At 62.2% G+C, this 22026-nt stretch carries 21 protein-coding genes and 1 pseudogene; 2 read left to right on the top strand and 20 right to left on the bottom strand.

The genetic code is table 11. The annotated features are described in order from the left end of the window. Positions 1-83: 83 nt before the first annotated feature. The 3 genes from hslO to yrfG form a co-directional block, all read right to left on the bottom strand. Entirely contained in the window at positions 84-959 is an 876-nt protein-coding gene (gene hslO / locus IE093_RS06675; RefSeq protein ID WP_189467434.1) for an Hsp33 family molecular chaperone HslO, read from the bottom strand. Positions 960-1126: 167 nt separating this feature from the next. Continuing rightward, complete coding sequence (locus tag IE093_RS06670) at positions 1127-1513, bottom strand: RNA-binding S4 domain-containing protein (protein ID WP_189467432.1); 387 nt, start codon at positions 1511-1513, stop codon at positions 1127-1129. Positions 1514-1521: 8 nt separating this feature from the next. Continuing rightward, on the bottom strand, positions 1522-2187 hold the full coding sequence (gene yrfG, locus IE093_RS06665; protein WP_189467430.1) for a GMP/IMP nucleotidase: 666 nt from the start codon (positions 2185-2187) through the stop codon (positions 1522-1524). A 95-nt stretch (positions 2188-2282) separates the two neighbouring features. On the opposite strand from yrfG, the gene nudE reads away from it, so the two are divergent. Beyond that, positions 2283-2858, top strand: coding sequence for an ADP compounds hydrolase NudE (nudE, locus tag IE093_RS06660; RefSeq protein ID WP_189467428.1), 576 nt, complete (start codon positions 2283-2285; stop codon positions 2856-2858). 6 nt (positions 2859-2864) lie between these two features. Here nudE and IE093_RS06655 read toward each other — a convergent pair whose 3' ends face one another. The 14 genes and pseudogenes from IE093_RS06655 to IE093_RS06590 form a co-directional block, all read right to left on the bottom strand. Beyond that, positions 2865-3947, bottom strand: a complete 1083-nt coding sequence (locus tag IE093_RS06655) for an oxidoreductase (RefSeq protein WP_189467426.1) — start codon at positions 3945-3947, stop codon at positions 2865-2867. 377 nt (positions 3948-4324) lie between these two features. Next, the gene (gene ilvD, locus IE093_RS06650) at positions 4325-6169 is read right to left on the bottom strand and encodes a dihydroxy-acid dehydratase (protein ID WP_189467425.1); all 1845 of its coding nucleotides are present in this window, start codon (positions 6167-6169) and stop codon (positions 4325-4327) included. A gap of 269 nt (positions 6170-6438) precedes the next feature. Continuing rightward, positions 6439-8859 carry an endopeptidase La gene (gene lon, locus IE093_RS06645; RefSeq protein WP_189467423.1) on the bottom strand — a complete coding sequence of 807 codons (2421 nt, stop codon included), beginning with the start codon at positions 8857-8859 and terminating at the stop codon, positions 6439-6441. Positions 8860-8934: 75 nt separating this feature from the next. Next, positions 8935-9840, bottom strand: a complete 906-nt coding sequence (locus IE093_RS06640) for a DUF945 family protein (RefSeq protein WP_189467421.1) — start codon at positions 9838-9840, stop codon at positions 8935-8937. A 158-nt stretch (positions 9841-9998) separates the two neighbouring features. Beyond that, the gene (locus tag IE093_RS06635) at positions 9999-10472 is read right to left on the bottom strand and encodes a phosphatidylglycerophosphatase A family protein (RefSeq protein WP_016417922.1); all 474 of its coding nucleotides are present in this window, start codon (positions 10470-10472) and stop codon (positions 9999-10001) included. Next, positions 10469-11416 (bottom strand): thiamine-phosphate kinase, encoded by a 948-nt coding sequence (gene thiL, locus IE093_RS06630; RefSeq protein WP_189467419.1) that lies wholly within the window; start codon positions 11414-11416, stop codon positions 10469-10471. The genes IE093_RS06635 and thiL overlap by 4 nt, the downstream gene beginning before the upstream one ends. 25 nt (positions 11417-11441) lie before the next feature. Next, positions 11442-11939 carry a transcription antitermination factor NusB gene (nusB, locus tag IE093_RS06625; protein ID WP_189467416.1) on the bottom strand — a complete coding sequence of 166 codons (498 nt, stop codon included), beginning with the start codon at positions 11937-11939 and terminating at the stop codon, positions 11442-11444. After that, a complete protein-coding gene (gene ribH, locus IE093_RS06620) occupies positions 11936-12418 on the bottom strand; it encodes a 6,7-dimethyl-8-ribityllumazine synthase (protein WP_189467414.1) in 483 nt (160 codons plus the stop codon). Before ribH ends, nusB begins: the two co-directional genes overlap by 4 nt. A gap of 117 nt (positions 12419-12535) precedes the next feature. Further along, on the bottom strand, positions 12536-13699 hold the full coding sequence (ribBA, locus tag IE093_RS06615; RefSeq protein ID WP_189467412.1) for a bifunctional 3,4-dihydroxy-2-butanone-4-phosphate synthase/GTP cyclohydrolase II: 1164 nt from the start codon (positions 13697-13699) through the stop codon (positions 12536-12538). A 215-nt stretch (positions 13700-13914) separates the two neighbouring features. Beyond that, positions 13915-15048, bottom strand: coding sequence for a bifunctional diaminohydroxyphosphoribosylaminopyrimidine deaminase/5-amino-6-(5-phosphoribosylamino)uracil reductase RibD (ribD, locus tag IE093_RS06610; protein WP_189467410.1), 1134 nt, complete (start codon positions 15046-15048; stop codon positions 13915-13917). Positions 15049-15053: 5 nt separating this feature from the next. After that, on the bottom strand, positions 15054-15533 hold the full coding sequence (nrdR, locus tag IE093_RS06605) for a transcriptional regulator NrdR (RefSeq protein ID WP_189467408.1): 480 nt from the start codon (positions 15531-15533) through the stop codon (positions 15054-15056). A 199-nt stretch (positions 15534-15732) separates the two neighbouring features. After that, positions 15733-16608, bottom strand: a complete 876-nt coding sequence (locus IE093_RS06600; protein WP_189467405.1) for an MBL fold metallo-hydrolase — start codon at positions 16606-16608, stop codon at positions 15733-15735. Positions 16609-16701: 93 nt separating this feature from the next. After that, positions 16702-17157, bottom strand: a pseudogene (locus tag IE093_RS06595) (glycosyl transferase); the annotation flags it as partial. Between the two features lie 69 nt (positions 17158-17226). After that, on the bottom strand, positions 17227-18075 hold the full coding sequence (locus IE093_RS06590; protein ID WP_189467403.1) for an HAD-IIB family hydrolase: 849 nt from the start codon (positions 18073-18075) through the stop codon (positions 17227-17229). A 302-nt stretch (positions 18076-18377) separates the two neighbouring features. Here IE093_RS06590 and IE093_RS06585 point away from each other — a divergent pair, with 302 nt between their 5' ends. Continuing rightward, a complete protein-coding gene (locus IE093_RS06585) occupies positions 18378-18881 on the top strand; it encodes a gluconokinase (protein ID WP_189467401.1) in 504 nt (167 codons plus the stop codon). Positions 18882-18977: 96 nt separating this feature from the next. Here IE093_RS06585 and IE093_RS06580 read toward each other — a convergent pair whose 3' ends face one another. From IE093_RS06580 to IE093_RS06570, 3 genes are all read right to left on the bottom strand, one after another. After that, entirely contained in the window at positions 18978-20279 is a 1302-nt protein-coding gene (locus IE093_RS06580) for a TRAP transporter large permease (protein ID WP_189467400.1), read from the bottom strand. After that, positions 20279-20890 carry a TRAP transporter small permease subunit gene (locus tag IE093_RS06575; protein ID WP_189467398.1) on the bottom strand — a complete coding sequence of 204 codons (612 nt, stop codon included), beginning with the start codon at positions 20888-20890 and terminating at the stop codon, positions 20279-20281. The genes IE093_RS06580 and IE093_RS06575 overlap by 1 nt, the downstream gene beginning before the upstream one ends. A 79-nt stretch (positions 20891-20969) precedes the next feature. After that, a complete protein-coding gene (locus IE093_RS06570; protein WP_189467396.1) occupies positions 20970-22004 on the bottom strand; it encodes a TRAP transporter substrate-binding protein in 1035 nt (344 codons plus the stop codon). Positions 22005-22026 lie beyond the last annotated feature (22 nt).

Genomic DNA, 22026 nt, shown 5'->3' with positions numbered 1-22026 from the left:
CGTAATTTGACTAACTGGGCTTCGGGCAGCCCCTAGCTATCCGTAACTGCTCGTAGCTCGCCGCTCGAAGCCCGCAGCTTGTCTCAGTGCACGGTCGGTGCAGGTGAATCCGGCGACTCGATCAACGCCTCGATCTCGGCCGCATTGAAGTGATAGCGGGTATTGCAGAAATGGCATTGGGTGTCGATGGCCTTCTGTTCCTCGAGGATCTCACGCAGCTCATCGGCCCCCAGGTTGTAGAGTGCCTGGACGATGCGTTCCCGCGAGCAGGTGCAGCCAAAGCGTAACGCCTTGGGATCGAAGACCCGGATGACTTCCTCGTGATAAAGCCGGAACAGCAGCTCGCGTTGCTTGAGACGAAGCAGTTCATCATCACGCAACGTCGAAGCCAGATGCACGGTTCTGTCCCAAGCATCAGGATCCTTGTTGGCCGTATCATTGGGCAGTTGCTGCAACAGCAGCCCAGCGGCTCGCTGGCCGTCAGCTGTGAGCCACAAACGGGTGGGCAACTGCTCGGAACGGGAAAAGTAATCTTCCAGGCATGAGGCCAGGTCATCGGCATCCAACGCGACGATGCCCTGGTACCGGTTACCCTCCTGCGGATCGAGCGTGATCACGATCTGGCCATCGCCTAGCCATTCACGGAAACCAGCGGTGTCGCCGGGCAAGTCGTGTGCTTCGGACAACCGGGCGATGGCACGCAATTCGCCCCCTGGATTGGATTCAGCCATCAGCAGCGACACGGGGCCCTTACCACGGACTTCCATGCTCAGGGTGCCGTCGAGCTTGACCGTTTCGGTGAGGAGCGCCACGGCCGAAAGCAACTCGCCCAAGAGGCGATTGACCGGCGCCGGATAGGCGTGCTTGTCGAGCACTTCCCGGTAAGCGGCTTCCAGGGTGACGATCTCACCCCGCACGTTGGTATCGTCGAAAAGGAAGCGTTGGATCTGGTCGGTCATGGTTGTCTCGATATCAAACGGATACTCATCCGCCATGTTGAAAGATTGAAGGCGATATTCAGGTGGGAGCGCAATTCATTGCGCGATTTGCATGCCTGTAGCAGCGAGTCTCATCGCGCAGCAAGCTGCGCTCCCACAACGACATGAGTCAGCGGCAACGCCAGGCGTCAGTCTTCCCCCTGCCGCTGTATCCGCTGCAGTTCGCGGCGTTGTTTCTTGTCGGGACGGCGCGGCGGTTGCTGGAAGGCCTGATTGGCCAGCCGCCGCCGCTCGGCTTCACGCTCGCGGCGGGCCTGGCTCTCTGGGGTCTCACGATAAAGTTCCCGGGCTTCGGGCGCACCGCGGCGCTGATCGGACAGCGCCACGACTTCGACCTCCCAGACGTCCCAGCCCTGCGGCACCTTGATCCGCGCGCCGCGTTCGACGGCCTTGCTGGTCTTGGCCTTGGCCCCGTTGTATTGAACCTTGCCACCGTCGATGGCCTTCTTGGCCAGCGCCCGGGTCTTGAAGAAGCGTGCCGCCCACAGCCATTTGTCGAGTCGTACCGTTTCCATCGCTCACCTCAGGTGCGCGGCCGTTCGCCAGGAAGAATGGTGGCGAAGCGATCCAGCGCAATGAATTCCTCGAGTTCGCGTTCGGGACGGGTGCTGTCGGGCTGTTTGATGCCCAGCAGGAAGCGGATGCCGAATTCCCGCGCACATTCCAGCACCGCCTGGTTGTCATCGATGAATAGGGTTCTCTCGGGATCGAACGGTTCGAGTTCCTGCAGTGCGAACCAGAACTCGGGAGCCTCCTTGGCCACGCCGACATCCGCCGACGACACGACGGCGTCAAGGTAGTCCTCGAGACCGGTCAGCGGCAACTTGAGCGCCAGGCTCTCACGGTCGGCATTGGTGGCCAACACTACGCGCGGATGCGCGCGCTTCAACCATTTGAGGAAATCCAAGGCATCACTGCGCAGGCCGATCAAATGCTGGACTTCACGCTTGAGGGCGAGAACATCCACCCCCAACTCACGGCTCCAGTAAGCAAGGCTGTACCAATTGAGCGTACCTTGCTCGCGGATGATGCGTGCGCGCACCTCGTCCTGGGTGACATCGTCCAGGTGATGCAGTTCGACATAGCGCTTGGGCAGGTGCTCGAGCCAGAAGTGGCTGTCGAAATGCAGGTCCAGCAAGGTACCGTCCATGTCCAGCAATACAGTGTCGATGACACGCCAGTCGATCATCGGCCAGAGGCTCCGCAACAGAGAGTTGAATGGTATTGTACTGGATCATCAGGATCGGCAACACAGCATCACGTACCCCATGCCCGGAGGCCTCCATGCCCACCTTTCCCGAAAAGCCACGCATCCTGTCGCGCCGCGAAGTCACTCGCAGCCGACTGTTCAGGGTCGAAGCCCTCGAGCTGCGCTTCTCCAACGGCGCGGAGCGCAGCTTCGAGCGGTTGATGGGCAGCGACCATGGTGCGGTGATGATCGTTGCCATGCCGGATCCGGAACACGTGCTGTTGATTCGTGAATACGCCGCCGGTTTCGACGACTACGTGCTGACCCTGCCCAAGGGGCTGGTCGACCCCGGAGAGGACATCGTCTCGGCGGCAAATCGTGAACTGATGGAAGAGTGCGGCTTCGGGGCCCGTAACATCGAGCCCCTGGTGGAACTGTCCCTGGCCCCCAACTACATGCGCCATCGCATGCAGGTCATGCTCGCCACCGACCTCTACCCCCAACGGCTGGCTGGAGACGAACCCGAGCCGCTGATCGTCGAGACCCACGCCATCGACGAGCTTCCTGCCCTGCTGGCTCGCGACGACTTCCACGAAGCCCGCGCCATCGCCGCGCTGTACATCGTACGAGACCGGCTCCGTGACGAGAGCGCTCGCCCCAGGCTCTGGTAGCTCGAATCAGTGCGGATGTAGCCGCTTGGAGGGCGAACCTTCCTTGAGCTTAACCCAGCGCCCCTGGCGACAACTGTCCAAGCCGGCCTCGAGCAGCCCCATCACCGCCAGGGCGTCGTCGACACCGACCGGGGTCGGACCATCGCCATTCAGGGCCGCCACGATGCCTCGGTAATAGGCGAGATAGTCGCCGGGAAGCGTCGGCTGTTCACGGGACACCAGCGGGGCATCCTCGCCTTCTCCATCACGCAGGGTCAGGGTGCCGTGGCGGGTGTCCTCGCCCCACTGCGGTGCCGGTGTTTCGCCAGCCTTGAGCCGTTCCTCCTGCGGGTCGAGTCCATACTTGACGTAGCTGCCCCGGGTTCCGTAGACGGCGAAGCGCGGCGTGGGCTCGGCGACCAGGGCGCTGGCCTTGAGCGTGACCCTGAGCCCGCCATAGTCGAGCAAGGCCAGGAAGTCATCATCGACCTTGGCCCCATCACGTCGGTTGGCCAGGTCGAGGAGGATCGCGCGCGGCATGCCGAACAGTTGACGGGCCTGGTCGAGCAGGTGCGGCCCCAGATCGTACCAGATACCCGCGCCCGGCTTGGGCTGTTCGCGCCAGCGCTCACGTACCCCGGGACGAAAGCGGTCGAAACGCGACTCCAGGTTGACCACGCGCCCCAGGGTCCCCTGCTTGAGTAACGACTTGAGAGTCAGGAAATCGCTGTCCCAGCGCCGGTTGTGGAACACCGTCAAGAGCCGCTCGCATTCATCGGCCTGGCTCTTGAGCATGCGGGCTTCGGAAAGCGTCACGGTGAAGGGCTTGTCGAGAATCACGTGCTTGCCCGCAAGCAGCGCCGACTTGGCCAGCGGAAAGTGGGTCTCGTTGGGGGTCGGAATCACCACCAGGTCGATTTCGCTGCGCGCGAACAGCGCCTGGGGCTTGGATTCCACGACGACATCCGGCAAGTCGGCATGTACCTTATCGGCGTCACTGGAAGACACTGCCACCAGGTTCAGGCCGGGAGTCGCCAGGATCAACGGTATGTGAAAGGTCTTACTGGCAAAGCCATAGCCCACCACGCCAACGTTGAAGATTTCCTTCATCCCATCTCCTTGTCTGTGTTCCGCAACCACCCTTGATGGTATCCGTCCGGTAGGCCTGCGTTATGCATGTCAGTCTGATGCATATCAAAAAAGGATCAAAAAACGTCATGTCGACCTTCGTCTAGTCAGCCATACTGAGTTGCGTATTGCGCCATCCACCACTCGATCAGGGAGGTTGTCAGGATGTGCTGTTCCGAAGATAGTCTGGACATGCTGGTGTTGTGGTTCGAATTGGAGTGCGAACTCGAGGCCCTGGAGGAGGAGGCATCAAAGTCGTTTCATGATGCCGCCTGAAACCCTGCGCATCCGACAGGGAAAGCGTCGACATTCATCGAGGCCCGCGCCCATCCGGCGCGGGCCTCGCCATTCAGGAGGCCTCAATCCAGCTTGGAAAGGTCGCGCACCGCGCCCTTGTCGGCGGATGTGGCGAGCAGCGCGTAAGCCTTGAGTGCCGCCGATACCTTGCGCACACGCTGGATGCTCGGCTTCCAGGCATCGGCACCCTTCGCTTCCATCGCCTTGCGACGTTCGGCCAGTTCGGCGTCGGTAAGCTTGACGTTGATCGCCCGGTTGGGAATATCGATCTGGATGATATCGCCCGACTCGACCAGGCCGATGGCACCGCCCGCCGCGGCCTCGGGCGAGACATGACCGATGGACAGCCCTGAGGTGCCGCCGGAGAAGCGCCCGTCGGTGAGCAGTGCACACGCCTTGCCGAGCCCCTTGGACTTGAGGTACGAGGTCGGGTAAAGCATCTCCTGCATGCCAGGGCCACCCTTGGGCCCTTCATAGCGGATGACGACGACCTCGCCCTCCTTCACCTTGCCACCCAAGATGTGCTCCACCGCCTGATCCTGGGACTCGACCACGTGCGCCGGGCCTTCGAAGACCAGGATAGAGTCGTCGACGCCGGCGGTCTTCACCACGCAACCGTCGCGGGCGATATTGCCATGCAGCACCGCCAACCCCCCTTCTCGTGAGAAGGCGTGCTCGAGGTCACGGATGCAGCCGGTGGCACGATCGCCGTCGAGGCTCGGCCAGCGAGCGCTCTGCGAGAAGGCCTCCTGGGTGGGAACACCGCCGGGGCCGGCCTTGAAGAACTCCACCACCTCGGGTGACGGGTTGCGCATAATGTCCCACTCGTCCAGCGCCGCCTTGAGGCTGTCGCCGTAAACGGTGGGCACCGAGGTATCCAGTACCCGCGCACGGTCCAGCTCGCCGAGGATCGCCATGATGCCACCGGCACGGTGCACGTCCTCGATGTGGTACTTCTGGGTGTTGGGCGCCACCTTGCACAGCTGCGGGACCTCACGCGACAGGCGGTCGATGTCGGCCATGCCGAAGTCGAGCTCGGCCTCCTGGGCGGCGGCGAGCAGATGCAGGATGGTGTTGGTCGAGCCGCCCATGGCGATATCCAGGGTCATGGCGTTCTTGAACGCCGCCTTGGAGCCGATGGCACGCGGCAGCAGATGCGCCTCGTCACCTTCGTAGTAGCGCTTGGCAAGTTCGACGATACGGTGACCGGCGGTCTCGAACAGCCGGCGACGGTCGGCATGGGTGGCGACCACGGTGCCGTTGCCCGGCAGTGCCAGGCCCAGTGCCTCGGTGAGACAGTTCATGGAGTTGGCGGTGAACATGCCCGAGCAGCTACCGCAGGTCGGACAGGCGCTGCGCTCGACCTCGGCCAGGGTGGCATCGTCGACCTTGTCATCGGCGGCCATGACCATGGCGTCGACCAGGTCCAGGCCGTGATCGAGCAGCTTGGTCTTGCCCGCTTCCATGGGCCCGCCGGAGACGAAGATCGCCGGGATATTGAGACGCATGGCAGCCATCAGCATCCCCGGAGTGATCTTGTCGCAGTTGGAGATGCATACCAGTGCGTCGGCACAGTGGGCGCTGACCATGTACTCGACACTATCGGCGATGATGTCGCGACTGGGCAGCGAGTAGAGCATGCCGTCGTGGCCCATGGCGATGCCGTCGTCCACCGCGATGGTGTTGAACTCCTTGGCTACCCCGCCGGCCTTCTCGATCTCGCGGGCCACCAGTTGCCCCATGTCCTTCAGGTGCACATGGCCGGGCACGAACTGGGTGAAGGAATTGGCCACGGCGATGATCGGCTTGTGGAAGTCGTCGTCCTTCATGCCGGTGGCACGCCAAAGGGCGCGGGCTCCGGCCATGTTGCGACCGGCGGTGGTGGTGCGGGAACGGTATTCGGGCATGATGTCCTCTCGTGCTCAGTCACGCCGTCTTTCACTATCTCGCAGACAGTTTTAGACGGTTCTGGGTGTCCAGGTCGACCGCCGATTCTGGCACGAGCCGGGGCGGCTGGCCAGACAGCAGGCTTCGAGCTTCGAGCTTCGAGCTTCGAGCTTCGAGCTTCGAGCTTCGAGCTTCGAGCTTCGAGCTTCGAGCAGGATTGTTGTTGGTTCCGAGCCATCCACAAACTGCCCGTAGCCCGTAGCCCGTAGCCCGTAGCCCGTAGCCCAACTTAGCCGAATACCACCTTGGCCACGTCCTGGTAGCGCTTGGCGAAGTGCACCGTCATGCCCTCCTTGAGAAAGCCAGGCAGTTCGTTGTAGTCGCGACGGTTGGCGTCGGGCAGGATCACCTCGAAGATGTCGCTGCGTCGAGCGGCGATGATCTTCTCACGGATACCGCCCACCGGCAGCACCTGACCAGTGAGGGTCAACTCACCGGTCATCGCCAGCGACCGATCAATGGACTGATGCCTGGCCAGCGACAACAGGGCCGTGGTCATGGTCACCCCGGCCGAGGGGCCATCCTTGGGCGTGGCGCCTTCCGGCACATGCAAGTGAATGAAAGCGTCATTGAAGAAGTCGGCATCGGCGCCGAACTCGCCCAAGTGGCCCTGGACGTAGCTATAGGCGATATTCGCCGACTCCTTCATCACGTCGCCAAGCTGGCCGGTGAGCTTGAAACCGCGATCCAGGGCATGCACCTTGCCGGCTTCCACCGGCAGGGTGGCGCCACCCATGGCGGTCCACGCCAGTCCGGTGACGATACCTTCCCCCCTGAGAACCTCGTCCTTGCGGAATAGCGGTGCGCCAAGAAATTCCTCGAGGTTGTTGATCGAAACCTTGACCGTCTGCTGGTCGTTCTCGAGCAACTTGACCGCCGCCTTGCGCACGATGCGGTGAAGCTGTTTCTCGAGCTGTCGCACCCCGGCCTCACGGGCATAGCCTTCGATGACCTGCTTGAGTGCGGCTTCGGTAAGATTGATGCGCTTCTTCGGGATCTTGTCGCGCTTTAACAGCTTGGGCCACAAGTGATGCTTGGCGATGGTCTGCTTCTCTTCGGCGATATAACCCGACAGGCGGATTTGCTCCATGCGGTCGAGCAACGGCCCGGGAATCGAATCCAGGGTATTGGCAGTACACACGAAGAGTACCTTGGACAAATCGAGACGCACGTCCAGGTAATGATCGAGGAAGTCGACGTTCTGCTCCGGGTCGAGCACCTCGAGCAATGCCGAGGCCGGATCGCCCTGGAATGATTGGCCCATCTTGTCGATCTCGTCGAGCATGATCACCGGGTTCTCTACCTCGACCTCCTTGAGCGCCTGCACCAGCTTGCCGGGCATGGCGCCGATATAGGTGCGACGATGGCCCTTGATCTCGGCCTCATCGCGCATGCCCCCCACCGAGAAACGGTAGAACTCGCGGCCCAGGGCTTCTGCGATGGAGCGTCCCACCGAGGTCTTGCCGACCCCCGGTGGGCCGACCAGCAACAGGATCGACCCCCCCACGTCGCCCTTGAAGGTGCCTTCGGCGAGAAACTCGATGATGCGGTCCTTGACGTCATCCAGACCGTCGTGGTCGCGGTCGAGGACCTGGCGCGCATGCTTGAGATCGAGCTGGTCCTGGCTGGTGATACCCCACGGCAACGAGGTCAGCCAGTCCAGGTAATTGCGGGTAGTGCCATATTCCGGCGAGCCGGTCTCGAGAACCGAGAGCTTGTCGAGTTCGTCGTCGATACGCTCCATGACCCGCTCGGGAACCTCCATGTCGGTGAGGCGCTTCCTGAAGGTATCGACATCGTTCTCGCGATCGTCCTTGGAAATGCCCAGCTCGCGCTGGATCACCTTGAGCTGCTCGCGCAGGAAGAACTCGCGCTGGCGCTCCTGCATTTGGGCGTTGACTTGCTCGCTGATCTCGCTCTGCAGTTGGGCGACCTCGATCTCCTTGTGCAGCAGCGGCAACACCTTCTGCATGCGTGCCATGACTGGCAGGGTCTCGAGGATCTCCTGCAATTCGTCCCCCTTGGCCGAGGTGATGGCCGCCGCGAAGTCAGCCAGCGGCCCTGGCTCATGAGGGCTAAAGCGATTGAGATAGTTCTTGAGTTCCTCACCGTAGAGCGGATTGATCGGCAACAACTCCTTGATGCCGTTGATCAACGCCATGGCATAGGCACGGGTCTCGTCTTCCTCGACGTTGACCGGCTCCTTGGGATAGCTGACCTCGACGAGGTATGGTGGTTTCTTCGACAGCCAGCGCACGATACGAAAGCGCCGAATGCCCTGGGCGATGAACTGGATCTGCTCATCCTCGCCTTGCACCTTGTGTGCGCGCACGGCGGTCCCGACCTCGGGAAACCTGTCGAAGCTCAGATCGTCGACCCCGGTATCGCCGACGAAAGCAACGCCCAAGGTATGGTGCGGCGTATTGGAAACCCGCTGCATGGTCTCTTCCCAGCGCGGGCGATGAATCACCAATGGCTGCACCTGGGCGGGGAAGAAGGGCCGGTTGTGGATCGGCAGCAGGTAAAGGCGCTCCGGCAGATAGTCCTGGGTCGGGACCACGGCCCCACCGGACCGGGACTCCCGGTCTTGCTCTTCCTCGGTGGCGGTGTCGGAGATGATATCTTCCAGGTTTTCGTCGTACTCGCTCATCGTGCGTCCTGTCTCGAGTGGTCCATTGACCGCATTGGGTACAGGAATGCGGGCGACAATGTGGAACTTCAAGCGCTAGTGCAACGATGGCAGCGGACGGTCGTTGATTGTCACCTCACCGGCTTCGATCTCGACTTCCAGCACGTCGGTCGACAGCGGCAGGCCAAGCTGGAGCAGCACCAGGGCCGGCGGGCCGTCCCAGGTGAAATGACCATCGAGACGCGACCGCCAGTGCTGCCGCCTGACATCGTTCTCCAGGTCGCTTAGCCGAAACTGTCTCCAGTCCCCTCCCAGGAAACGCAACTCGCCGACGATATCGACCTCCAATCCGAGCGAGGGACTGGCTAGACGCAAGGTATCCAGCGCCAGGTGGGGAGGATGGTCGTCATCACCCAGGCGATGGCGGATATCCAGGATCAACGGCTCGATCTGCACGATGTCGTCGCCTTGCTCGACATCCAATGGGCCCAAACGAGCCTGCAGGCGCACATCATCGCGGCGTCCGCTGAGCAGCAGTTCGCCGCCCTGGAAATCGAACAGTCGCTCGCCTTCGGTGGTCTGAAACCCCACCAGGTCGACACGCAGCTCCAAATCGTTGGAAAGGGTGCGGTACTCGGCATGCCAGCGGGGAGGAGTGACCGGCAACCATTCGCCGAACAGCAGGGAGTCATCCTCACCCATCACCGGCACCAGGCGACCTTCGGCACGCGTGCTCAGCACCCCATGGCGTGCAGTGTAGGGCAACTCGAATCGCCAGGACTCACCTTCACCTAGCCGTGGAGTCAGTACGATCTCACCGTGCGACACGAACCAGCCGCGTTCGACATCGTGTCGTTCGACGTGCAGATCACCACGTGCCGCCAGATCATTCAAGGTCCGCTCGAGTTCTCGCTCGAACAACAGGCTCGATGTGGCCTGGGCGACCAGATACCCCGCCCCCAGCACTGCGATGACGACAACAACGAACAGCCCCTTGCGCATAGGTTTCTCCATCATGAAAGCGCTGAATAAATTGACGAGCAGAGCGAAGCGCAAGGCGCCCGGAGCGCAGGAACCGGAGCATATGCGGTTATATGTGAGGCTTCCGAGCACCACGCAACGCAGCGATTCGCCCGCGCAGACATTTATTCAGTGTTTTCTCAATGTAACCACAGCCACAAGTGAATGGTCCCCCAAGCATAGAGGGCGGCCATGACATCATCGATCATGATGCCGAAACCGCCCGCCACGCGACGATCGGCCCAGCGAATCGGCCACGGTTTGAAGACGTCGAAGATGCGGAAGACGACGAAACCCCATAGTGCCGCTTCCCAGGAAAAGGGCACCGCTACCATCGTCAACCAGTAGCCGACGAACTCGTCCCAGACGATACCAGAGTGATCGTGCACGCCCAGATCGTGCGAGGTCTTGTCGCACAGCCAGATACCGATCACCATCGCCACACCAACCAGACTCAGGTACCAGCCCAGCGGCAGATCGGACATCAGCCAGTAGAAAGGGATCGCCGCCAGGGTGCCGAAGGTACCTGGCGCCCAGGGCACGGCACCGCTGCCCAGCCCGAAGGCCAGGAAGTGGGTGGGGCGGCGCCAGACACTCGCGGGAGCGCGATTCATGGCGCCTCTCCGTGAAAGTGCAGCCACCCACTCGGGATCGAGTCGGGGACCCCGCGAATCCCGGATTCGGAGGATAGCTTGCCGATCACGGTCAACGGCACGCCCAGTGTCTGCAGGCGGCGGCGAGCCTCCTTGACGGCCTTGGGCGGCAAGCTGACCAGCAGTTCATAGTCGTCGCCCCCGCCCAAGGCCGCATGCAAGGCGTCAGTGTCGCCAAGGCGCTCGACCAGCCCTGGTGTCAGGGGCAGTGCCTCGCGGTCGAGTTCGGCACCTACGCCGGAGGCCTCGCACAGGTGCTGCAGGTCCGCCAACAGTCCATCTGAGATATCGATGGCGGCCGTAGCTAGATCGCGCAACGCCTGGCCGGCCTCGATACGCGGCTGGGGAAGTAGATAGGCAGCCAACAGCGGGTCGTCGAGATCGCGTTCGCCCTGCTGCCAGGCCCGCAGGCCTCCATGCCCACCCCCCAGGGAGCCAGTTACCGCCAGCACATCGCCGGCGCGGGCACCGCTGCGCCGCAGCGCCATACCCGGCGGCAACTCGCCATGCACGGTCACGCCGATGCTCAAATCGCCGCAGGTAATGTCGCCCCCCGCCAACGTCACACCGCTGGTGTCGCACAAGGCATGGAAGCCGCGAGCAAACTCGGCGAGCCAGGACTCCTCTGCCTCGGGGAGGGTCAGCGCCATCAGACACCAGCGCGGAGTAGCGCCCATCGCCGCCAGGTCGCTGAGGCTGACCGCCAAGGCCCGGTAGCCAATGGCATAGGCCGGCGCCGTACCCGGGAAGTGCACGTCGGCGACCGAGGTATCCACACTCACCGCCAGGCAATATCCCGGCGTCGGTTGCAGTAAGGTACAGTCGTCCCCTACTCCCAACAGCACACCGTCGTCACCGGGCTGCCGAGTGAAATAGCGGGCGATCAGCTCGAACTCGCTGGGCATCGGGCTAGACATCGTCCGGGGCATGTCAGCGACGCGCGCTGACCTCGGCGGGACGCAGGCGGGCCGCCAACTTGTCGAGGATACCGTTGACGTATTTGTGGCCTTCGGTGGCACCGAATGACTTGGCCAACTCGATACCCTCGTTGATCACCGCTCGATAGGGCACTTCCAGGCGCCGCGACAATTCATAGGTCCCGAGCCGCAGGATCGCCAGTTCGATCGGGTCGAGATCTTCCAGACGACGATCCAGCACCGGCGTGAGGGTGGCATCGAGATCGGCCTGGAAACGTACCACGTTGTGCAGCAGCTCATGGAATAGCGCCAGATCGGCGATCTCCATCACCTTGCGCCAGTTCTCGTGATCCTCGAGGTCATCGTCGGCGATCTGGCTACGAAACTCGGCTTCGACCGTGGCGATCGGCTTGCCGGTCAGTTGCCATTGATAGAGCCCTTGCACGGCAAGCTCGCGGGCTGCATGGCGGGCCTGCTGCGCCTTGGACGGGGTACGCTGCTGCTGGCTCATGCCTCACCTCCGAACTGACGCAGCAACGAGACCATCTCCATCGCCGCCATGGCCGCATCGGCCCCCTTGTTACCGGCCTTGGTACCGGCACGCTCGATCGCCTGCTCGATGGAGTTCACCGTCAGTACGCCATTGGCGACCGGGGTGTCGAACTCGAGTTGCAGATTGCTCATGGCGGCATTGCAGCCACCGGCCACGTACTCGAAGTGCGGGGTTCCACCACGAATGACCGCCCCCAAGGCGATGACGGCATCCGGCTTGACCACTTTCAGGGCCCGTTTGACCGCCAGCGGCAATTCCCAGGCGCCCGGCACATGGACGATATCGATATGCTCGGCATTCACACCGTGACGCACCAAGCTATCGACGGCGCCTTCCACCAGGCTGTCGACCACATGATGGTTGAAGCGACCGACCACGATCACGTAGCGGCCATCGACGTCGGTGAAACTGCCTTCGACTTGGGAGATAGGTTGCATGGTTTCCAATCCTGCTAGTCCGCACCGTGCCCTACGGGACACGCGATAAAAGGGGCCTGACACAAGGCCGGTCAAGGACGAAGCCCCGGCCCGAAAGCCGTGGCCGGAGCTCATGTATCAGGGGCTCAGCCGTTCGACGACCTCGAGGTCGAAACCGGATAGCGCCGAGAACTTCCAGGGCGAGCTGAGCAAGCGCATCTTGCCTACCCCGAGATGACGCAGAATCTGTGAGCCGGTACCGATGGTCAGGTAGTTGCCCGCCCCATCGGAATCGCTGGTGCGCGGTGCTCGCTTGCGCTCCAGCAGGACATCGAGCTGATCCTTCAGATCCTGATGCGGTCGGCCGTCGTCGAGCAGCACGAAGACCCCACGCTCCGCCTTGGCGATCTCGGCCAAGGCTCCCTGCGCGGTCCAGCTCTGACTATCGGGCTTGGTCAGCGTCAACAGGTCGCGCAGCGGCTCGGCCAAGTGCACGCGCACGGTGGTCGGCTGATCCGGGTCGGGCCGTCCCTTGACCAACGCCACGTGGTGAGCCCCCTGGATGCTATCGCGGAACACGTGCAGATTCATCTCGCCGAAGGCGGTGGTGACCGCTTTGGCCTCGACATGCTCGATGGTCTGTTCGTTATGGATGCGGTAATGAATCAAATCGGCAATGGTACCGATCTTCAGCCCATGCTCGGCGGCAAAGCGCTCGAGCTCCGGGCGCCGCGCCATGCTGCCGTCGTCATTCATGACCTCGCAGATCACGCCGCTGGGCTCGAACCCCGCCATGGCAGCGAGGTCGCAAGCGGCCTCGGTATGACCGGCGCGACGCAGCACACCACCTGGTTCGGCCATCAACGGGAAGATATGACCAGGCTGGACGATGTCCTCGGGACGAGCGTCACGTGCTACCGCCGCCTGTACGGTGCGCGCGCGATCGGCAGCGGAAATGCCGGTCGACACGCCCTCGGCAGCCTCGATGGAGAGGGTGAACTTGGTGCCGAAGCCGGAGCCGTTGTCACGCACCATCAGCGGCAACTTGAGGCGCTCGCAACGCTCGCGGGTCATCGGCAGGCAGATTAGGCCACGGGCATGGCGCGCCATGAAATTGATATGCTCGGCCTGGACCATCTCGGCGGCCATGATGATATCACCTTCATTCTCACGATCCTCATCGTCCATGAGGATCACCATCTTGCCTTGCCGAATGTCCTCAATCAGCTCTTCGACACGCGACAGGCCACTGGTCTGCAACGCATCGTCAGCGGGGGCCGATTCGTGGGATGAGTGCACCATGGAATCTCCGAATATCATGGAAATGCCGCATGCAGGCATGCATTTCCTTATATCTGCAAGGTGTCGCCGGCTCGCGACGCGGCTTGGCGACGGAGTTGCCATTCACCAACGCTCTACCTTAGTCGGCGCTCAGGGTACCTTGGCGCGGCCTCGGGCGCCAGTAGTGAGCACCTTGGCGCGGCTTCGGGCGCCAGTAGTGAGCACCTTGGACGGTGTCAGGTGCTGTTCGCAAGCGGCCGTGCGATGATACGCCAATCGCGCCCCACGGCTCGAATGTCCTCGATTTCCAAGGCCCGCTGCTGAGCCATGCGCTCCATGCCCGGCAGGACGAACAGTGGTCGAGCCTCACCGCCCAGCAGCGTCGGTGCCATGAATAGTTGGATCTCGTCGACCAAACCGGCATCCAGCATCGCCCCCGCCAGGGTCGCACCGGTTTCCAGCAGTACTTCGTTGGCGCTCTCCTCCTTGGCGAGATGGGTCAGCAGCGCTTCGAGGTCGACCCGGCCATCATAGCCGGGCGGTAGAGTCAGGATCTCGGCTCCGGCATCCTCCAAACGCCTGCGACGCTCGCCATCCTGGCTACAGGTCGCCACCAGGGTGCGGCCCGGCTCGCGCAGGCAGGCGGCCGCAAGCGGCAGGCGCAGGCGTGAGTCGACCACCACTCTCAAGGGCTGGCGACCAGCGATGGCCTCGGCGGCGTCCAGGTGCAACTGCTCGGCACGCACGGTCAGCCGCGAGTTGTCCAGGATGATCGACTCGACACCACTGATCACCGCGCTGGATCGCGCCCGCAGACGCTGGACTTCGGTGCGTGCCGCCGGCCCAGTGATCCATTGCGACTCACCCGAGCGCATGGCGGTGCGGCCGTCCAGGCTGGTGGCCATCTTTAGCCGCACATAGGGTCGCGTGCGGCTCATACGGGAGATGAAGCCAGGGTTGAGCGCCCGCGCCTCGGCTTCGAGCAGGCCGCATTCCACCTCGACCCCGGCTTCGCGCAACATGGCGAAACCGCGTCCTCCCACTTGGGGATTGGGGTCCTGCATGGCTGCGACCACCCGCTTCACACCGGCATCGATCAACGCCTGGGCGCAAGGGCCAGTGCGTCCCTGGTGAGCACAGGGTTCCAGGGTCACGTAGGCCGTCGCCCCCTTGGCGGCGCCACCGGCATCATTCAAGGCATGGATCTCGGCATGCGGTTCGCCAGCCCGAGCATGAAAACCCTCGCCGACCAGGCGACGATTCTTGACCAATACGCACCCGACCCTGGGATTGGGATCGGTGGTGTAGAGCCCACGGCGTGCCAGGGTCAACGCACGGGCCATCCAGAATTCAGGCGTCAACTTGGACATGGAGATCATTGGTCGTCATTGGGGGGAAAGTGCGGCTCCTGGGCGAGCCGGTCGATCTCGGCGCGAAATTCGTCGATGTCCTGGAAGCGCCGATAGACCGAAGCGAAGCGAATGTAGGCCACCTGATCGAGACGCTTCAGAGCCCGCATCACTTCCTCGCCAACCTCACGGGATTCGATCTCGCGTTCGCCCTTGGCGCGAAGCCGCTGACGCATGCGCTCCACGGCCGCCTCGATCGACTCGGCACTGACCGGGCGTTTTTCCAACGCCCGCAGCATACCCGCACGCAGTTTGGATTCGTCGAAAACCTCGCGGGAGCCATCGGCCTTGACCACTCGCGGCATGACCAGTTCAGCGGTTTCATAGGTGGTAAAACGCTCGCCACAGCCAGCGCATTGGCGGCGACGCCGCACCTGGTCGCCATCGGCCACCAGTCGCGAATCGGTGACCTTGGTATCGTGCGTACCGCAGAAGGGACAGTGCATCGGCTAGCTTCCAGCGTAGTAAAGCATTGTTTGTCGTTGTATTGTAACGGTTTGCCCTGATCCCGCCCAGCGACATCAGCCCATTACGCGGGACTGGCACGGCTTCTGCAAGAACAGGGGAAACCCCGTCGATAAGCTAGTACAAAGCTGAAGGACGTCTCTCCTTCTTAACTCCCACTCACCGTCCCGCCCACGTCGTTCACTCCTGTCCCAACAGGTTGAGAGGAATCTTGAGATAGATCTGGCCATTGTCCTCGGGCGGTGGCATATGACCGGCACGCATGTTGACCTGCACCGAGGGGATGATCAGTTTCGGCATGCCCAGACTGGCATCTCGCGCGGTACGCATCCTGACGAACTCGTCCTCGCTGACCCCCTCGTGCACATGCACGTTATGGGCACGCTGTTCGGCAACGCTGGTCTCATATTGGTACTCCTCGCGTCCCGGCGTCTTGTAGTCGTGGCATAGGAACAAGCGGGTTTTGGGCGGCAAGGACAGCACCCTTTGGATCGAGCGATACATTGTGCGAGCGTCGCCACCGGGGAAGTCGCAGCGCGCCGTGCCGTAATCGGGCATGAACAGGGTATCGCCGATGAAGGCGACATCGCCGATCACATAGGTCAGACAGGCCGGCGTGTGGCCCGGGGTGTGCAATACCCGCCCATTCAAGGTGCCAATGGAGAAGGTATCGCCTTCCTCGAACAGCCTGTCGAACTGACTGCCATCGCGGGCGAACTCGGTGCCGGTATTGAACACTTTGCCGAAGATTTCCTGGACCTCGGTGATCCTGGCGCCGATGCCGGTCTTGCCGCCCAGCTTGTCATACAGATAAGGCGCGGCTGACAGGTGATCGGCGTGAACATGAGTCTCAAGGATCCACTCCACTGCCAGCCCCTCGCGCTCGATGAAGTCGACGATGGCGCCAGCGGAGTGCACACCGGTCCGCCCGGCGGCATAGTCGAAGTCCAGCACCGAATCCACGATGGCACAGGCACGGCTCGCAGGGTCCCGCACCACATAACTGAAGGTGTTGGTCGACTCGTCGAAGAAAGAGGTAACGATAGGATCGGTCATGGAACGCCTCCGTACTCCCTCGCGCGAACACATGAGTATGTCTCTTCAGCATACTACCGGATCGCACGAAAGCGACTTGACCGAGGGCCAGGACTACACCTTGCCCTTGTTATCCAGCTCCACTGCGGCGTGCATACGTTCGAGCAAATCGGGAATCGCCGCCTGCACACGATTCCAGCTAGGAATGAAGGCTTTGTCGCGGGGGTTGTCGAGGAAAACCGCCCCCGCTTCCATGATGTTGGCGGCGAACAGTTCCACCGCCTGTTCCTCGCTGTGGCGGTCGAGTTTCAGGCCATTCATCACGGCATCGTTGTCGTAGGCCTCGATCAAGTCCAGCGCGATGCGATAATAAGTCGCCTTGATGGTGCGGAAGCTCTCGGCATTGATTTGCACCCCTAGCGTTGCCAGTTTGCGATACAAGGCCTTGGCGATATCCAGGCTCATGCGATTGAGGCCGGCGCCGGGATCGCCCTCAGAGACCGGCTGGTGCTTGTGGTCATAGATATCGGCGATATCCACTTGGCACAGCCGTTTGGTGGAGTAGTTGCGAGGATGTGGAATTGGTAATGATGCCGTTCTGATAGAAGTCGCTCATACCGGCTCCTCCTCGGACAAGCCCTAAGAGTCGTCGGGGATCTCATCGCCCCACCAGTATTCCAGTCCTTCGGCCCAGCCCAAGGGGCCATATTCGCGGGTCCGGTAGAGCCGCTTGGCATCGACATCGACCGGCTGGCCGTGGCGACCGCGGATCAATACCGCCAGGTCGACGGATTCCAGCAGCGGCACGTCGTTGGGCCCATCACCAAGTCCCAGAGTCAATGGCCGGATCCCGCGCAACGCCACAAAGCGTTCGACCAGCCAGTGCATGGCATCGCCCTTGTCCACCCGTCCCATCACATGCAGAAAACGCCCGCCACGAGTCAGCCGCAGGCCGTCATTGTCCAGCGCCTGGGCGAAATGCTCGAGGGCTTCCTCGGAATCCTGCCAAAGCAACGGCTCACTCCCCTCACGGACCCGAGCCTGCCGCGCTTGCGGCTCGGACAAGCCGGTATGCGCCATGATTTCGTCCAGGGTCATCTCTCCCATGCTACGAAACGCCAATCCTAGCCGCTGACGAAGCACTTCCAGACGCCGGCGGATAAAGCCGACATCCAGGCTGGGGGTCTTGATGCACAGCCTTGCGGGGTCGTCCAGATTGCGGTCGAGACGGGCGTGCTGCCAAGCTGGCGGCAAGCCGATCACGGCGCCGTTCTCGGCGATGAAGGGGCTGTTGCCAAGCCCTAGTTCGAGGCGCAGCGACAGCAGCTCGGCGCGGGTCTTGCTGGTGACGGGGATCACCGGCACTCCAGCACGTTTCAGACGTGTCAGCCAGGCGGAGGCGGGCTGCCAACCATAGGTATCGTGATCGAGCAGGGAACCGTCGAGATCGGTGAACACCACCTTGGGGGGAGAAGACGATAGTGCCATGGCTACACCTGAGTGACTTGCGTGCTATTGATGAACCTAGCACGTGGCGTGCCAACCTACAGCATTCTGGCGCCAAGCACCGCCGAGCCTGGCCGGAGTACTGGCCTTCCTGCTCGGAAAGCACCATGACAGGGCATTGCCGTACCAGCGCTGTTCACAATGCACCACATTAGTTCACCATTGAATAAAAGAAAAACCAAGCAGCGGAAGCACGAACTTTCATGCCTTTTCCTGGTTTCTTCCCATGGGTATTCGTTATAATAAACCACACTTTACCAACGCCATATCCAGGTAAACACACAATGAATATCAGGCCGAAATCCATTCTGGTAATGGGCGTTTCCGGTTCAGGGAAGTCCCATATAGGCCGGCTCATTGCTGAACGGCTACATGCCGATTTCATCGATGCCGATGATCATCATAGCGCCACCAGTATCGCCAAGATGTCACGTGGGGAGCCGCTCAATGATAGTGACAGAGAGGATTGGTTACAGACCCTCGCCGGCTTCTATCGCGACTATGAAAGACAAGGAAAGACAGTGGTCATTGGCTGCTCCGCTCTCAAGCATCGCTACCGAGATGTATTGAGAAGTGGCGCACAAAAGCTGAATATCCTCTACCTCCATGGCGACCGTGATGTGTTGTTGGATCGACTGAGAAATCGTCGAGGTCATTTCTTTCATGGTGACCATATGCTCGACAGCCAACTGAGTGATCTTCAACCACCCAACTGTGACGAAGCCACCATTATCGACGTCCGTCTTTCACCCAAGGAGATCGTTGATCGGTTCCTGGAAACGCTGTAACCGGATGCGATACTGAACGTGCTCAGAACATAAAAAAAACCGCCGGACAACGCCGGCGGTTTTTTCGAACATCGAAAGCGAAAAAGCATACTCCCGTCACAATGGCCAGATTGCCAGTTGCGGCCACATCAGCAGCGCCGCCAGCACGCACAACTGAATCAGCATGAACGGCAGCACCGAGACGTAGATGTCCTTCAGGCTGATCTCCGGCGGCGCTACGCTCTTCAGGTAGAAGGCGGCCGGCCCGAACGGCGGCGACAGGAACGACACCTGCATGTTCACCGCGAACAGGATGCCGAACCAGATCGGGTCGAAGCCCAACTGGGTGACGATCGGCAGGAAGATCGGCAGGGCCAGCATGGCGATCCCGATCCAGTCGAGGAACAACCCCAGCACCAGCATGATCGCCATCATCACCAGGATGATCACGATCGGCGCCACCTCCAGCCCCAGGATCATGCCCGACACGAAGCGGTTGCCGCCCATCAGGTTGTAGACCCCGACCAGCGCTGCCGCGCCGATGCCGATCCAGATGATCATGCCGCAGGTGTTGAGCGTCTGGCCCAGGCTGTGGTGCAGCATGCCCACGCTGAACTCGCCGCGCACCACGATCGCTAGGATCACCCCGAACACGCCCATCGCCGCCGCCTCGGTCACCGAGGCGATGCCGCCGTAGATGGTGCCCAGCACCAGGAAGGCGATCATGCCCGGCAGCAGGATGGCCTTGACCGCGTCGAGCTTGCTGGTGAAGGGGTTGTCCTGGGTGTCCTCGGAGAGCGGCGGGCCCATCGCCGGGTTCTTCAAGCAGCGCACCAGCACGTAGGCGATGTACGAGCCCATCAGGATAACCGCCGGGGTCACCGCTGCGGTGAACAGCTCGGCGATCGACACGCTGGCGATCAGTCCGTAGATGATCAGCACGATCGATGGCGGCATCATGGTGCCCAGCGCCCCGCCGGCACACACCACGCCGATCGACAGCCGCTTGTCATAGCCCAGGCGCAGCATCTGCGGCAGCGCCAGGATACCCAGCAGCACGATCTCGCCGCCAATGATCCCCGACAGCGCGGCGAGGAAGAACGCCACCACGATGGTCTGTACCGCCACGCCTCCGGGTAGGCGCCCGGCGAACACGCGCATGGCGTTGAACAGGTCGCGGGCGATCCCCGAGCGATCGAGCAGCGAGGCCATCAGCACGAACATCGGCACCGCCACCAGCGAGTACTCGGTGATGAAGCCGTAGACGCGGCTGGTGACCAGCGGCAGCGCGCTCTCGCCGAACCAGCCGAAGGTGAAGACCATCGCCACCAGGCCGGTGATGAAGGCCAGCGGCAGGCCAGTGACCAGCAGGGCGAAGATCGCCCCGACCATCAGCAGGGTCGCGGTTCCGATCGCCATCAGCGCACCTCCTTGGCCGGGGCGGCCGTGGCCTGCGGCGCCGGCCGGGCGCGCAGCGACTGCAGCAGGTGCAGCGCCGCCTGCAGCGTCATCAGCGCCAGGGCGAACAGGATCACGCCCTTGACCAGCGCCGGGAAGGGCGGGTTCCAGGAGGTCCCAGAGCGCTCCAACTGCCAGGCGCCGAGCGGGTTGTGCGAGGCGCGCCAGAACATGTGGAAGGCGGCGTAGCTCATGGTCAGGCAGAAGCCCAGCGTCACCAGGTCGTTGAAGCGGTCCAGCCAGCCCTTGAAGCGAGGCCCGGCGCCGTCGTAGAGCACCTTGACGCGGATGTGGGCGTTCTTGGCCATCGCCGCCGGGCCGCCCAGGGCGAAACTCACGGCGACCAGAAACACCACGCTCTCGTGGACCCAGGAGGTGGGGTTGTTGAAGCCGTAGCGCAGGCCCACCTCGACCACGCTGATGGCCATGGCCAGCAGGATCAGCCAGGCGGCGCCGCGGGCGCCGCGCGCCACCAGGCGGTCGAGGGCGTTGCGCTCGGGAGGGAGTGCCTCGGCCTGCTCCAGCGCGTCGGCATCGGGCAGGGCGCGAGGGTCGGAAGATTGCTGTGACATGGCATGTCTCCGCTGATTACCCGAGACACTGCCTCGGGTAATCAGCCGATCGGATGGTGGTGAATGAAGGGTGTTCGGCTTACATCAGGTTGCGAGCCTGCAGGAACTCGACCACCGAGTCGTAGATCTTCTGGTTCATCTCGCTACGCTCGGCCCATGCGGCCCACTCTTCCTTGGCGATATTGCGGAACTTGACGCGCTCCTCGGCGGGCATGTCGATCAGCTCGATGTCCGGATCATTACGTGCCTCGGCCACGGCTTCGAGATCCAATTTCTTGAGTTCGAAGACCATTTCATAGGCGAGCCGGTCCACCGAAGTCTCCAGGATTGCCTTGAGGTCCTCGGGCAGGCCGTCCCAGATATCCTTGTTCAGCGATACCGAGACCATTGGCAGCGAGTGGAAACCGGGATAATTCGGATAGTTGGCGAAGCTGTGCAGCCCCTGGCTATGGTTGGTGGAGAATACCGTGTAATCGGCAGCGTCGATCACACCCTTCTCCAGCGAGGTATAGACTTCGGAGCCAGGCAAGTTGACCGGTGCCGCCCCCGCCTTCTCGAAGATGTTGTAGACCATGCCTTCCGGAGCACGGACCTTGAGGCCTTCGAGGTCATCCACGGCGCGAATCGGCCGCTTGGAGGGGAACGACTCCAGGCCAGTCGCCGCAGCGCCGATCAGATGCACGCCATAGGGGTTTACCAGCTCGTTGTAGAGCTCCTCGCCACCGCCATGGTTCATGTATTCGAGGAACTCCAGCGGATCGCCCCAGGCCCCCACCAGGTTACCCAGCATGCCGAAGGCGGGATCGCGACCCGAGAAGTAACTGGGATCGGTCAGGTGACCCTGCAGGATGCCGGCCTCGACCGCATCGAGTGTCTGGTTGGCCTGGACCACGGCATTGACCGGCAGGATCTCGATTTCGATCCGGCCAGCCGACATCCGGTTGACGTTCTCGGCCCACGCTTTCTTCATCTCGAACTGCGGCTCGCCGGAAGTCTCCGAAGTCTGGAAGGTCCATTCGTATTCCGCGGCCTGCGCCCCGAAGGCCAGGGAGCCGAGTACTGCGGTGGCTAGCGTCTTGAGCGCGAAACCCTTGAGTGACGTGGTAGTGGTCATGATGCCCCTTCTCGCTTGCTTT

Origin of the sequence: Litchfieldella qijiaojingensis, assembly GCF_014651875.1 — a bacterium.
Lineage (GTDB): Bacteria > Pseudomonadota > Gammaproteobacteria > Pseudomonadales > Halomonadaceae > Litchfieldella > Litchfieldella qijiaojingensis.
This window is presented reverse-complemented; position numbering and strand designations above follow the sequence as displayed.

Coding starts and splice junctions, on each gene's coding strand:
- hslO (WP_189467434.1), bottom strand. CDS start 959: ATGACCGACCAGATCCAACGCTTCCTTTTCGACGATACCAACGTGCGG.
- IE093_RS06670 (WP_189467432.1), bottom strand. CDS start 1,513: ATGGAAACGGTACGACTCGACAAATGGCTGTGGGCGGCACGCTTCTTC.
- yrfG (WP_189467430.1), bottom strand. CDS start 2,187: ATGATCGACTGGCGTGTCATCGACACTGTATTGCTGGACATGGACGGT.
- nudE (WP_189467428.1), top strand. CDS start 2,283: ATGCCCACCTTTCCCGAAAAGCCACGCATCCTGTCGCGCCGCGAAGTC.
- IE093_RS06655 (WP_189467426.1), bottom strand. CDS start 3,947: ATGAAGGAAATCTTCAACGTTGGCGTGGTGGGCTATGGCTTTGCCAGT.
- ilvD (WP_189467425.1), bottom strand. CDS start 6,169: ATGCCCGAATACCGTTCCCGCACCACCACCGCCGGTCGCAACATGGCC.
- lon (WP_189467423.1), bottom strand. CDS start 8,859: ATGAGCGAGTACGACGAAAACCTGGAAGATATCATCTCCGACACCGCC.
- IE093_RS06640 (WP_189467421.1), bottom strand. CDS start 9,840: ATGCGCAAGGGGCTGTTCGTTGTTGTCGTCATCGCAGTGCTGGGGGCG.
- IE093_RS06635 (WP_016417922.1), bottom strand. CDS start 10,472: ATGAATCGCGCTCCCGCGAGTGTCTGGCGCCGCCCCACCCACTTCCTG.
- thiL (WP_189467419.1), bottom strand. CDS start 11,416: ATGCCCAGCGAGTTCGAGCTGATCGCCCGCTATTTCACTCGGCAGCCC.
- nusB (WP_189467416.1), bottom strand. CDS start 11,939: ATGAGCCAGCAGCAGCGTACCCCGTCCAAGGCGCAGCAGGCCCGCCAT.
- ribH (WP_189467414.1), bottom strand. CDS start 12,418: ATGCAACCTATCTCCCAAGTCGAAGGCAGTTTCACCGACGTCGATGGC.
- ribBA (WP_189467412.1), bottom strand. CDS start 13,699: ATGGTGCACTCATCCCACGAATCGGCCCCCGCTGACGATGCGTTGCAG.
- ribD (WP_189467410.1), bottom strand. CDS start 15,048: ATGTCCAAGTTGACGCCTGAATTCTGGATGGCCCGTGCGTTGACCCTG.
- nrdR (WP_189467408.1), bottom strand. CDS start 15,533: ATGCACTGTCCCTTCTGCGGTACGCACGATACCAAGGTCACCGATTCG.
- IE093_RS06600 (WP_189467405.1), bottom strand. CDS start 16,608: ATGACCGATCCTATCGTTACCTCTTTCTTCGACGAGTCGACCAACACC.
- IE093_RS06590 (WP_189467403.1), bottom strand. CDS start 18,075: ATGGCACTATCGTCTTCTCCCCCCAAGGTGGTGTTCACCGATCTCGAC.
- IE093_RS06585 (WP_189467401.1), top strand. CDS start 18,378: ATGAATATCAGGCCGAAATCCATTCTGGTAATGGGCGTTTCCGGTTCA.
- IE093_RS06580 (WP_189467400.1), bottom strand. CDS start 20,279: ATGGCGATCGGAACCGCGACCCTGCTGATGGTCGGGGCGATCTTCGCC.
- IE093_RS06575 (WP_189467398.1), bottom strand. CDS start 20,890: ATGTCACAGCAATCTTCCGACCCTCGCGCCCTGCCCGATGCCGACGCG.
- IE093_RS06570 (WP_189467396.1), bottom strand. CDS start 22,004: ATGACCACTACCACGTCACTCAAGGGTTTCGCGCTCAAGACGCTAGCC.